The organism is Ruegeria sp. CDSA077, from assembly GCF_059612265.1.
Genome location: NZ_JBXWQG010000001.1, coordinates 1173855 through 1185812 on the forward strand (window position 1 = coordinate 1173855; position 11958 = coordinate 1185812).

At 56.7% G+C, this 11958-nt stretch carries 9 protein-coding genes; 3 read left to right on the forward strand and 6 right to left on the reverse strand.

Translation table 11 applies throughout. From position 1 onward, the window contains the following. Nucleotides 1-50: 50 nt before the first annotated feature. A complete protein-coding gene (locus AC2FLE_RS05890) occupies nucleotides 51-1271 on the reverse strand; it encodes an N-acetylmuramoyl-L-alanine amidase (RefSeq protein WP_496695767.1) in 1221 nt (406 codons plus the stop codon). Nucleotides 1272-1337: 66 nt separating this feature from the next. Continuing rightward, complete coding sequence (locus AC2FLE_RS05895) at nucleotides 1338-2501, reverse strand: pyridoxal phosphate-dependent aminotransferase (RefSeq protein WP_496695769.1); 1164 nt, start codon at nucleotides 2499-2501, stop codon at nucleotides 1338-1340. Between AC2FLE_RS05895 and AC2FLE_RS05900 the strand changes: the two genes are divergently transcribed. Together AC2FLE_RS05900 and AC2FLE_RS05905 are read left to right on the forward strand one after the other, a co-directional pair. Further along, the gene (locus tag AC2FLE_RS05900; protein WP_496695771.1) at nucleotides 2500-3882 is read left to right on the forward strand and encodes a M48 family metalloprotease; all 1383 of its coding nucleotides are present in this window, start codon (nucleotides 2500-2502) and stop codon (nucleotides 3880-3882) included. The two genes, AC2FLE_RS05895 and AC2FLE_RS05900, sit on opposite strands and share 2 nt — an antisense overlap. Beyond that, nucleotides 3879-4637 carry a DsbA family protein gene (locus AC2FLE_RS05905; protein ID WP_142633258.1) on the forward strand — a complete coding sequence of 253 codons (759 nt, stop codon included), beginning with the start codon at nucleotides 3879-3881 and terminating at the stop codon, nucleotides 4635-4637. The genes AC2FLE_RS05900 and AC2FLE_RS05905 overlap by 4 nt, the downstream gene beginning before the upstream one ends. Nucleotides 4638-4676: 39 nt before the next feature. On the opposite strand, the gene AC2FLE_RS05910 is transcribed toward AC2FLE_RS05905, so the two are convergent. The 4 genes from AC2FLE_RS05910 to hemA form a co-directional block, all read right to left on the reverse strand. Further along, a complete protein-coding gene (locus AC2FLE_RS05910; protein ID WP_496695773.1) occupies nucleotides 4677-6098 on the reverse strand; it encodes a pectate lyase family protein in 1422 nt (473 codons plus the stop codon). A gap of 305 nt (nucleotides 6099-6403) precedes the next feature. Beyond that, on the reverse strand, nucleotides 6404-7525 hold the full coding sequence (gene ispG, locus AC2FLE_RS05915) for a flavodoxin-dependent (E)-4-hydroxy-3-methylbut-2-enyl-diphosphate synthase (protein WP_142633254.1): 1122 nt from the start codon (nucleotides 7523-7525) through the stop codon (nucleotides 6404-6406). A gap of 70 nt (nucleotides 7526-7595) precedes the next feature. Beyond that, nucleotides 7596-8807, reverse strand: coding sequence for a helix-turn-helix domain-containing protein (locus AC2FLE_RS05920; RefSeq protein WP_142633252.1), 1212 nt, complete (start codon nucleotides 8805-8807; stop codon nucleotides 7596-7598). A gap of 128 nt (nucleotides 8808-8935) precedes the next feature. Beyond that, nucleotides 8936-10159: a 5-aminolevulinate synthase gene (gene hemA, locus AC2FLE_RS05925; RefSeq protein WP_496695775.1), complete on the reverse strand. Its 1224-nt coding sequence runs from the start codon at nucleotides 10157-10159 to the stop codon at nucleotides 8936-8938. Between the two features lie 324 nt (nucleotides 10160-10483). Between hemA and AC2FLE_RS05930 the strand changes: the two genes are divergently transcribed. Further along, nucleotides 10484-11869, forward strand: coding sequence for a M20/M25/M40 family metallo-hydrolase (locus tag AC2FLE_RS05930; RefSeq protein WP_496695776.1), 1386 nt, complete (start codon nucleotides 10484-10486; stop codon nucleotides 11867-11869). Nucleotides 11870-11958 lie beyond the last annotated feature (89 nt).

Sequence of the window (11958 nt, forward strand, 5' to 3'; positions counted from 1 at the left end):
GTGCAGGGTCAAAACACCATGGCCAATAATAGCCGGTTTGCGCCACGGGGTCACTGTCCAATCAGGGATCGTTTTACCATATCGTCCTGGCGCCATTTCTCTAGCCCATCCCGAATACCGCGCGCCATTCCCATGCGCCATTCCTGATTTCGTATATTTTTCAAATCTCTAGGGCTGGAAAGGAAGCCAAGCTCAATCAGAACGGAAGGAATATCCGCTGCCTTCAGAACCGAAAATGAGGCGGTGCGAATTGGCTTGTTGTTCATCGGACCGCCCTGTTGCGTCATTCCATTCGCCAGCATTTGTGCCAACGCATCCGTACGCGGCCTGGTTTCCTGACGCGCAAGGTCCAGCAGAACATCTGCAACCTGATCATCCGCACCGCTCAGATCGACGCCCGAAATCAAATCACTGCGGTCGTGCCGCTCGGCCAGTTTGTGGCTTGCCACATCCGAGGCATCTTGCGACAGCGTATAAACGGCCGCGCCATGAGCCCGCCCTTCTGTCAGAATGTCGGCATGTAAAGAGATGAACACATCTGCACCTGCGCGGTGTGCCAATGCAATACGACGTTCAAGAGAAACGAACTGATCATCGGTCCGCGTCATCTCAACCTCGTATCCGCCCGTGCGCAATAGCATCTCGCGCAGCTCTCGGGCAAAGGTCAGCATCAGCGTTTTCTCATCATCACCGTCAACTTCGGCGCCGGGATCAATTCCTCCATGCCCGGGGTCCAACATGACAAGCAAAGTTCCGTTGCCCTGCCCCACCGGAGCGACCGATGTCTCAGCTGGTTCGGGCAAATCCCATCCGGATTGACGGGGCGTTCCGGCGCTGGCCGCGAAACTGTCGAAATCTGTCCCTTGCAGTCCGAGCGTCAAATGTGCAGCCCCAGTCACAGGGTCGACCCGCATATCCGCCGTCTCGACCATCAGAGGCGCGCCCAACTCTAGCACCATGCGGGACCAGCCCGGTACATAAGAGCCGAATTGCACACCGCTGATACGGCCAGTCTGTAGAAAGCGGTCACGGTCAAGACCGGTCCAGTCTACCTCCTGGAAATCCAGGATCATCCGATACGGGTCGCGCAGGGTAAAAACGCGATAAGGCACCCCCTGGCTAAGCCCGAGCTGGATGCTTACACCGGACCGCCCGTCATCAACAATCGAACTTTGGTCTGGCAAAACACGGGCGAGTGCGCTGAAATCCTGCGCAACTGCGGCATTGCCTAGCGCCCAGATCAGCGCGATGGCGTAGATAATTCTGCTCATGGCCTCAAGTTTTCCCGAGATCGTTTGAAGCGCAGCCTACCCGACCCGCACTTGGATGTGAACGCTTTAGACTTGGGCAGAAATCAAGCCTCGATCAGCCATGAAACGCTGAAGCCGCCGAAGCCCCTCTTCGATATCCCCGGTCGAGCGTGCATAGGAAAAACGGATGGTGCCGTGCCCACGCAGAGGATCGAAATCCAGCCCCGGAGTGACCGCCACGCCGACCTTATCCAAAATCTCAGCCGCAAAGGCACGGCTGTCGTCGGTCAGGTCAGATACATCGGCGTAAACATAGAATGCCCCATCAGGTGGCGCGATATTGGTGAAACCGGCTTTGGGCAGACCATCCAGCATCAGCGCGCGGTTCCGCCGATAGACATCCAGATTTGCCTGCAATTCTTCATCACAATCCATCGCAGCCAACGCCGCCACCTGGCTGGCATGGGGCGCGCAGATAAACATGTTCTGCGCGATCCGTTCGACAACGCGCACCTGGTCCTCGGGCACAACCATCCAGCCCACACGCCAACCTGTCATAGAGAAATACTTAGAGAATGAGTTGATCACATAGCACTCATCTGTCAGCTCCAGCGCGGTGACGGCTTTGGCTTCGTATTCCAGACCATGATAAATCTCGTCACTGATGAAAGACGCGCCCTGGCTGTGTGCGGCGTCGATCAGCGCACCCATCGCGGCATGGTTCAGCATGGTTCCTGTCGGGTTGGCGGGCGAGGCCACCATCAGCCCTTGCAAATTTAGCCCGGCGAAATCGGCTGGCACTGGCTGCAGGCGGTGTTCCGGAGCGGTGGGCAGATCAACCGCGACCAGCCCCAGGGCCCGCAATATCTGCCGATATGACGGATAGCCGGGGGCCCCGATACCCACGCGATCCCCGCCGTCGAACAGCGCGGTAAACGCCAGCAGGAATCCGCCTGACGAACCGGGGGTTATCACCACCCGTTCGGGATTGAGATCGACATTATACCACTCGCCATACATCTGCGCGATCCGGCGGCGCAGTGCTGGCAGACCCAATGCAACGGTATATCCCAGCGGGCCTTGCTCCATTGCCTTAGCCAATGCCTCGGTCGCCCCTTTGGGTGCGCCGGTTCCAGGCTGGCCGACCTCCATATGGATGATGTGGCGGCCAGCCTCTTCGGCTTTGCGGGCAGCCTCCATCACGTCCATCACGATGAACGGATCGACCCCGGACCGGGTTGAGTTTCGCATGGCCATCTCCCATGTTGCAATCATGGCTTTTGAACGCGTATCCAGGCTGGCGTCAATCCCGGCCCTGTTGCTGTTTGCAGTGACTTGGCTCGTAGGCGCTGTTCAGGCCCAAAGCCTGATCCGTGATCCAGATATTGAACACGGTCTGCGAGAGCTGGCCTTTCCCGTTCTGCGCGCCGCCGGTCTAAATACCAACCGGGTCCAGATACTGGTGGTCAATGACAGCACGTTCAATGCCTTCGTTTTGGATTACAATGCGATCTATCTGAACTATGGGCTAATCCTTTCAGTCGAAAGCCCCGAGATGTTGCAGGCGGTTATCGCACATGAGGCGGCCCATATCGCCAACGGGCATCTATCGCGCCGTTACGAAAACCTGAATGCAGCACGGCAAAAAGCCGGGCTTGGGACGGCTTTGGCACTGATTGCTGCAGCTGCTGGCGGCGGCGAGGCTGCATTCGGAATTGCGGCCGGTACTAATTCGGCAGCTCTGCGTAGCTTTCTTGGCCACACCCGCGCTGAAGAATCCTCGGCGGATCGCAGCGCAGCAAACTATTTACGTTGGGCCGGTATCTCGCCCAGTGGCATGGTGTCTCTGCACCGTAAATTCGCGGGGCAAGAGCTGTTAAACACGGTCAACCAGGACCCATACATGCGATCACACCCCACCAGCCGCGAGAGGTTGCGCGCCGCCGAGGCGTTTCTGGAAGAGTTCGGCGATAAAGCCAAACCCAGCCAGAATGCCGATTACTGGTTCGCAAGGGCGAAAGGTAAACTATCGGCCTTCATCCGCTCGCCCACATGGACGATGCGGCGCGCCAAAGAAGAAACCGCCCAGGACATACGACTGATGCGCGAGGCAGCAGCCCACCATCAAAACCGTGATCTGACCAAAGCGCGCGCTGCGATTGATGGTGCATTGGCAATCCGGCCCAATGACCCCTATTACTATGACCTCAAAGGCCAGATCATGCTTGAAAACCGTCAAGTGGCTGATGCGGTAGCAGCATATGGCAAAGCCGTTGAATTGGCGCCGAATAACCCACTTATCCTGGCCGGATACGGGCGGTCCCTGTTGGTTCAAGGTAAGACAGTGGAAGCCTTGGCCATTCTTGAAAAAGCGCGGGCCAGAGATTTTCGTAACGCAAGATTGATGCAAGACCTGGGTGCAGCTTATGCCAAAACAGGCAATACTGGCATGGCATCGGCGGTTACAGCCGAAAGATATGCCCTGCAGGGCCGTTTGGATGACGCCGGTATTCACGCGAAACGCGCGGTTGCGCAGTTGCCGGTCGGATCACCGGGTTGGCAACGGGCCCAAGATGTGTTGATTGCGTTTGAACAAGCAAACAAGAGTAATTCGAAAAGGAAACGGAAATGATCCTCAGACACGCTGCACCAGCCCTTCTGGGGCTTTCCCTGATCGCAGGATCGGCGCAGGCCCTGGACCTGAGCCAGCTGACCGACGCCGAAAAACAACAATTCGGAGAGCAGGTACGCGAATACCTTCTGGAAAACCCCGAAGTCATCATCGAAGCGATCAACATTCTGGAACAACGCAACGCCGTTGAAGAAGCGCAGGCGGATAAAGAGCTTGTCGCCAGCAATGCTGATGAGCTTTTCAACGACGGGTACAGCTGGGTGGGCGGCAATCCGGACGGAGATATTACTCTGGTCGAATTCATGGACTATCGCTGCGGATATTGCCGCCGTGCGGTGCCCGAAGTGGCCAGCCTGCTGGCCGAGGATGGCAATATTCGGCTTGTGATCAAAGAGTTTCCGATCCTCGGAGACGCGTCGATGATCTCATCCCGCTTTGCCGTTGCCGCTAAACATGTTGCCGGGGACGATGCCTATAAGCAGGTTCACGATGCCCTGCTCGAATTCACCGGGGAACCGTCGCCGGTTACTTTGCGCCGTATCTCGGACGGGCTGGGTTTGGACAGTGACGCGATTCTGGCGGCAATGGACAGCGAACAGGTCACCGAGGAAATCCAAAAGACCCGTGAATTGGCGCAGCGGATGCAGATTTCGGGCACGCCTTCGTTTGTGCTGGGCAGCGAAATGCTGCGCGGGTACCTGAAAGCAGATCAGATGCAGCAAATTGCGAACGCCGTTCGCGCCGAGCAAGGCTGATTTGGCAGGCCGGTTCCGCAACAGGAGCCGGCCTTTCCGTCAGGGCATCGGGTCGCCAGCAAGGTGGCTTAGATATTCCTCAAGATTTGACCAGCCATCGCCGTCCCGGTCCGCCCAGACATCAGAGGGATCATTCGGGTCCAGGCCAGTCCGCCCTGTTTCCCAAGTATCAGACATTCCGTCCCGGTCAGTATCAACTGCCGCGTGAACAATGGGCAAATCCGGCCAACCGCCCACCTCGCCCGGATCGTTTATCCGATGTCCATCACAGCTGCGGACGTTTTCGATCACCATCGCATCCAGACTGTCCAAAGCTTGGTCATCCCCGTGCCGGGCCCCCACGGTTCCAAGAACGGTTTCGTATGTCGTGCTCACCTCGGCAGGTTCAACCGACAGCGGCTGGTGAGGTTCAGCCACAAGGAATTCGACCGCCGCATCATCCGCAATCTTGCCCTTCACTGATCTGTCGCATAGCAGCTCAATACGGCTGTCCAGATGCAGGTTATCTTGTTCGAAAACCGAGATGCTGAACCCTTTGTCCGCGCCATAAGGGAACACCTCGAATGCGGCGGGGGGCGGCCTGTTCCGTGTACTGGGGCCCGGCAGGACCACGTTTCCCACATAGGCGATCCATGTGTCGCCGTAATGGTTCCAGAACTCACCGAATTGCGAGGTCGCGTCGTAGAACACGTTGTTAATAATGTCGACTTGCCCAGATGGTGACGACTGGATGTCTGGATTTCTGTCGCGGTTATGGGCAAACAGGTTTTGATACAGGGTGACCCGCCCACATTGCCTTGCCGTTCCATCATCGGAACACAGCAGAGCTCCTTTTGAATGCTTTCCCTTTGTATGGGTGGACTTATCCAGAGCCAGGGCTGAGATGCTGCGGGCAATCGTGATATCTTCGCTTGGCAGGTTTTCCGTTCCAACGCCCAGATTCTCATCCGTGGCAAATTGGATCGAGACACGGTCAACGTAGATATTCGAACTGCTCTCTATGGAAAGCCCGTCCACGTTCGACGAGGGCTTGTAACTGGGTCCGGGCCGAAATTTGAGGTTCCGCAGCAAAACGTCCTGCGCCTCAAAAATCATCAGGGGTGAATCCAGAACCTTGCCAAGTTTGATCTGCACCCCTTGTCCTGGCGCGGTCTGTCCGGCGATATAGGTGTTCGAAGCCACTTTCATCTGAGTGTCTACGGTGATCGTCCCCGAAATATCGAAAACGCAAACCCGTCCGGAGCCGTCATTTTCGACGCACTCACGCAGGCTGCCCGGGCCGATATCGTCCAGGGTTGTGATATGAAACACTTCGCCGCCACGCCAACCCGTAGCGTTCTGCCCATATCCCACCGCACCGGGAAATGCGGGCTGATCGGCCACTACGCTATCTGCCACCATGAAACCCGAACACCCGGCGATAACTACACCCAGGCCGAAGGCTTTCAAGTTACGGCGCATTGCATAAGCCCCCTGTAAGAGTTCGGACCGCAAAGACCGAGGGCCGAAGAGGCAGGAGACAATCTAATCTTCAAACGATCACTTGCTGGCATACGACTAAGAAACCCTTGAAACAAAAACAACAAATCTAAGCGGGAATGAAAATCTCATTCCTAACAATAATGTGGACCAACAGCGTCGCGTTTACAATGAGGTGTCTGGGATTGGGGTCCACCAGATACACGCGGCCAATAACATGCAGGCCCTATGAATTGACCCTGCATGCCTGCCGAACTGGTCATTCAATGGCCAATCAAGCTGGAAAATTACTCAGCGGCTTCCTGCGCGGCGTCCAATTCAGCGGCCTTCTTCTCGACCTCTTCAACAATGTGGTCGACCATCTGATCGTTGGACATCTTGTGGCTGGCCTTGCCCGCCAGATACACCATACCCGATCCGGCACCGCCGCCGGTAAAGCCGACATCGGTCATCAGCGCTTCGCCCGGGCCGTTCACGACACAGCCGATGATCGATAGGCTCATTGGTGTTTTGATATGTTCAAGACGCTGTTCCAACGCCTCGACCGTTTTGATCACATCGAACCCCTGCCGCGCACAAGAGGGGCATGAGATGATATTAACCCCGCGATGGCGCAAGCCCAGAGATTTCAGGATCTCGAACCCCACCTTGACCTCTTCGACAGGATCCGCAGACAGGCTGACGCGGATCGTGTCGCCAATGCCCATCCACAGCAGATTGCCCAGACCAATCGCCGATTTGATGGTGCCCGAAACCAGTCCTCCGGCCTCGGTAATACCCAGATGGATGGGGGCGTCCGTGGCCTCGGCGATGCCCTGATAGGCAGCTGCCGACAGGAAGACATCGCTGGCTTTCACGCTGATCTTGAATTCGTGGAAATCGTTGTCCTGAAGAATCCGGATATGCTCTAGCCCGCTTTCAACCATCGCTTCGGGGCAAGGCTCGCCGTACTTCTCAAGCAGGTGCTTTTCCAGGCTTCCCGCATTCACCCCGATCCGGATCGAGCAATTATGGTCACGCGCGGCCTGAATGACCTCTTTCACCCGACTTTCATTGCCAATGTTGCCAGGGTTGATCCGCAAGCATGCTGCGCCTGCCTCGGCGGCCTCGATCCCACGGCGATAGTGAAAGTGGATATCCGCCACGATTGGTACCGGACTTTCGCGCACGATCTCTTTCAGCGCCTTGGACGAGGCCTCATCCGGGACCGAAACGCGCACGATATCCGCACCCGCCTCTGCGGCGGCCTGTACCTGAGCCACAGTCGCCGCAACATCCGTCGTCAGCGTGTTGGTCATAGTCTGCACCGCAATCGGCGCGTCACCTCCGACGGGGACGTTTCCAACCATGATCTGACGAGATTTGCGGCGGTAGATATTGCGCCATGGGCGCACGTGATTAAGGGACATGTGGACGGGTCCAAGACTGTCTGAGTTGGTCTTTAAATAGTCAGCCTAACTGGCCACTGCAATGGTCAGATCATTCTGTCGGTGCGGCAGAGCTTTGCGCCTGAAGTTCCGCCACCAATTGCTTGAGGGCGACGTTTTGCTCGGCCTCAAGATCAGCTACCGTATAGCGTTCGGAAACCGCATCCTTGGACAGAACGACACCTTTGGCGACAGTTCCTGGTGCCCCGACCGGGCCGAAATGGTCACCATTCATCGAGAAATAGACAGATCCGGCGGCACCTGCACGTAGGTTAGGCGGTTCTTCTGTCAGCGGTACCTCGAATGTACTGCCCTGTTCGACGGTCCCAAGCGTACCCTCGAAGATGATACTTCCATCCGCAGCGGTGACCCGCATCCACGCCGGATCAACGGCGACGATTTTCAGGGTCGTATCAATCTGTTCAACCACCTGCGGCAATGCCGGGCGAAGAACGGTATGGACTTCGGCAACCTCAACCTTGGGCGGCTCAGGCGGCTGGAAGGTACCAACGGTACGCGGGTCCAGTGTAGAAATCGGTGCATCACGGGCAACGAGCACCGGCAAATCCAGGGCCTGTGGGCGATACAGCCTATCCAGAGCCTCAGCCGAGGGGGTGTCGATCAGCGCGACTTGATCTTCGGTGGTGCCACGCGCCGCCTCAAGCGGGTCCAAATCAGACAAGACAACCGGAGCCTGTTCAACCGGGCTTACCTGCACTTGCTGAATCCGGTTCAGGACGGACCATCCGCCATATCCAATACCGCCGATCACAGCCAACAGAACCAGAGACGACCCGATAGCACGCGGCTCTATCTGGCTGACCAACGATTCCCGTCCGGGAATATAGGGAGTGTTTGGCGAGATAAACGGATCGCGGCCCATCGGACCGCGAGCCGGCAAGCTGCCCGAGGTCTTTCGAACCACCGACGCCTCGGCCGACATGCCATGCGCGACCTCAAACCCACTTTCCTTACAAAACGCAAAGAAAGTTTCGTCAGGGTTCATCCCCAGATAGCGGGCGTAAGAGCGCACATACCCAGCGATAAATCCGGGCGTATCGAAGGCGTCCGGGTCGGCATCTTCTATGGCTGCAATGTAGTTGGCTTTGATCCGCAGTTCGCGCTGCACATCCAGTAGGGATTTGCCCATTGTTGCGCGTTCACCACGCATCATGTCGCCCAGCCGCACCTCATAGTCGTCAAAGCCCTTGGGCCTGACGTCAGTGTCGCCTTCGGATCCGCGCTGTGATCTGCGCCCAATCATCCCTGCTGCCCCATTCTGCCTGTGCGTGTTTCACGCCGTGGTCGAATCATTAAAAGAATGATTCGCGCCGTAGTTTTGTTAGCGTAATTTTAGCACGCGGCATACGAATTGCACACTTTAGCGTTAGGTTAACCGGCAAGTTCGGCGCGATTTAGCGCACAATGTGACCAAAGTTCGTCCATCGCCTGGATCAAACGGTTCATTTCGTCAGGTCCATGAACCGGGGACGGTGTGAAACGCAGGCGTTCTGTTCCACGCGGAACAGTGGGGAAATTGATGGGCTGAACGTAGATTCCATAGTCATCCAGCAGCATATCGCTGAGTTTCTTCGTGTGCACGGGGTTGCCAACAATCACGGGCACAATGTGGCTGCCGTGATCAATCAGTGGCAGGCCCATCCCCTTGAGCCGAAGCTTGAGGATCTTTGCTTGCGTCTGATGCTGCTCTCGCAATTCGGACGCAGTTTTGAGGTAGGCAACCGAAGCTGCGGCACCCGCAGCAACGGCAGGTGGCAGGGAAGTCGTAAAGATGAAGCCCGGAGCATAAGACCGCACAGCGTCGCACATTTTAGTGCTGGCCGCGATATAGCCCCCCATGACGCCATAGGCTTTGGCCAATGTGCCGTTGATGATGTCGATCCGATGGGCCAGACGATCACGCTCGGTCACGCCACCGCCGCGCGGTCCGTACATGCCAACGGCGTGGACCTCATCAATATAGGTCAGCGCACCAAATTCATCGGCCAGATCACATATCTCTTCAATCGGGCCAAAATCGCCGTCCATCGAATACACCGACTCAAAGGCGATCAGTTTGGGCGTTGCGGGATCATCCGCTTCAAGCAGTTCGCGCAGCTGGGCGACGTCATTGTGGCGGAAGATGCGCTTGGACCCGCCGTTGCGGCGCACCCCTTCGATCATCGAAGCATGGTTCAATGCGTCAGAATAAATGATCAGACCAGGAAACAGTTTCGGCAAAGTGCTGAGTGTCGCGTCATTTGCGATATAGGCGCTGGTGAACAGCAACGCAGCTTCTTTGCCGTGCAGATCGGCCAGCTCGGCCTCAAGCCGTTTGTGGTAAACCGTGGTGCCCGAAATGTTGCGGGTTCCACCTGATCCGGCGCCTGCGGCATCCACGGCCTCGTGCATCGCCTCCAACACCACAGGGTGTTGCCCCATGCCAAGATAGTCGTTGCCACACCAGACGGTGATATCTTGCTGCGATCCATCGAGGCGCGTGCGCACCGCATGCGGGAAATGACCATTGCGACGTTCGATATCAATGAAGGTCCGGTACCGTCCTTCGTCATGCAGCCTTGCGATCGCTGAATCAAGCTGAGCAGTATAATCCACCGGTTTCTCCTTAGTTGCCCGACCGATATTACGGCGACCGAACGTCTTCTTCTGCGCAGGATACGAATCTGCACCAGAGCATTTCCCACTGCCTGCTTGATACCGCAAGCACAGTGAAAGCTTATTTGATTTGCATCAAATATCCGCTCTGACCCTGACCGACAAGTAAAGTTACGCCCCCTGGACGCGAGGAAACGACGCAGGCACAGCACATTATCTCATCCGGGTTTCCGATATTATACCAGATTCCTGTCCTTGCGGGCTAGACGGCAAAAGTGGCGCTGATAGGGTTCCGGAAAATCCAAATCAAGCAGGAGCCCTCTCATGTCGCTGGACGCTGTTCTGAACCGCATCGACGCCGATTTGCCGACCTCAATCGACCGCCTGATGGAACTGCTCCGCATTCCGTCAATTTCAACCGATCCGGCCTTTGACCAACAGGTCAACCAGGCAGCTGACTGGCTGGTATCTGACCTGAAAAACATAGGAATTCAGGCTGAAAAACGTGAAACCACCGGACATCCCATGGTGGTCGGGCATATAGGTGAGGACAACAGCGCGCCCCATGTTCTGTTCTATGGCCATTATGACGTGCAACCCGTTGACCCGCTGAACCAGTGGAACCGGGATCCGTTCGATCCGGCCATTGAAGAAACCGAAAATGGGCCAGTTATCCGGGGTCGAGGCTCTTCGGACGATAAGGGACAGTTGATGACCTTCGTCGAAGCGTGCCGCGCATGGAAGGCCGTCCATGGCACCCTGCCCTGCCGCATCACCTTCTTCTTCGAAGGCGAAGAAGAATCCGGTTCGCCGTCGCTGGTCCCGTTCCTGCGTGAAAACGTGTCCGAGTTGAAAGCGGATCTGGCATTGGTATGCGACACTTCGATGGTGTCGCGTGGGGTGCCATCAATCGCGTCACAGCTGCGCGGGATGCTCAAGGACGAGTTCACCATCATCGGTCCGCGGATCGACCTGCACTCGGGCCATTACGGCGGACCGGGGCTAAATCCGCTGCGAGAGCTGTCCAACATCGTCGCCTCGTTCTATGACGACGAAACCGGTCGCGTCGCTGTCGAAGGCTTTTATGACGGGGTTCATGAGGTCCCGGCCGAACAGTTGCGCCAATGGGAAAACTGCGGGTTCGATGAGGCGGATTATCTGAACTCGGTGGGGTATTCTCAGCCACATGGCGAAAAAGGATATTCGACATTGCAGCAACAATGGGCGCGCCCGACGCTTGAGGTAAACGGGCTTTGGGGCGGTTATAACGGCGCCGGTTCGAAGACGGTCATTCCCTCACAGGCGCATTGCAAGATCACCTGCCGTCTGGTGGGTGACATGAACCCTGACGCCTTGCGTAACCAGATTCGCAAGCATGTAGAAGACCGCCTGTCACCCGACGCGAAAGTACAGTGGGACAACGATCTTGAAGGCGCGCCCGCATCCGTCATGAATATCAACCGCCCCGAATTCGAAGCCGCCCGAGGCGCATTGTCCGATGAATGGGGGCGCGAAGCCGTCTTTACCGGAATGGGCGGGTCAATCCCTGTCGTTGGCTACTTCGACACGGAACTTGGCATGGATTCCATGCTTGTGGGCTTTGCCAATGATGATGACGCAATTCACTCACCGAATGAGAAATATGACGTCAAGAGCTTTCACAAAGGCATCCGGTCCTGGGCGCGCATTCTCGACGCTTTGACCCGATAACCAAATCCGGGAATCAAAAGGCCAGATGAAGCTTGGTTCGCTGCTTCATCTGGCCAAAGATACTTTTGGTAATGTGCCGCAGATCGGCA

Bases quoted from the DNA above. Each gene is read 5' to 3' on its own strand.
- ispG (WP_142633254.1), bottom strand. From the start codon at position 7,525: ATGTCCCTTAATCACGTGCGCCCATGGCGCAATATCTACCGCCGCAAA.
- AC2FLE_RS05895 (WP_496695769.1), bottom strand. From the start codon at position 2,501: ATGCGAAACTCAACCCGGTCCGGGGTCGATCCGTTCATCGTGATGGAC.
- AC2FLE_RS05900 (WP_496695771.1), top strand. From the start codon at position 2,500: ATGGCCATCTCCCATGTTGCAATCATGGCTTTTGAACGCGTATCCAGG.
- AC2FLE_RS05905 (WP_142633258.1), top strand. From the start codon at position 3,879: ATGATCCTCAGACACGCTGCACCAGCCCTTCTGGGGCTTTCCCTGATC.
- AC2FLE_RS05890 (WP_496695767.1), bottom strand. From the start codon at position 1,271: ATGAGCAGAATTATCTACGCCATCGCGCTGATCTGGGCGCTAGGCAAT.
- AC2FLE_RS05920 (WP_142633252.1), bottom strand. From the start codon at position 8,807: ATGATTGGGCGCAGATCACAGCGCGGATCCGAAGGCGACACTGACGTC.
- AC2FLE_RS05910 (WP_496695773.1), bottom strand. From the start codon at position 6,098: ATGCGCCGTAACTTGAAAGCCTTCGGCCTGGGTGTAGTTATCGCCGGG.
- AC2FLE_RS05930 (WP_496695776.1), top strand. From the start codon at position 10,484: ATGTCGCTGGACGCTGTTCTGAACCGCATCGACGCCGATTTGCCGACC.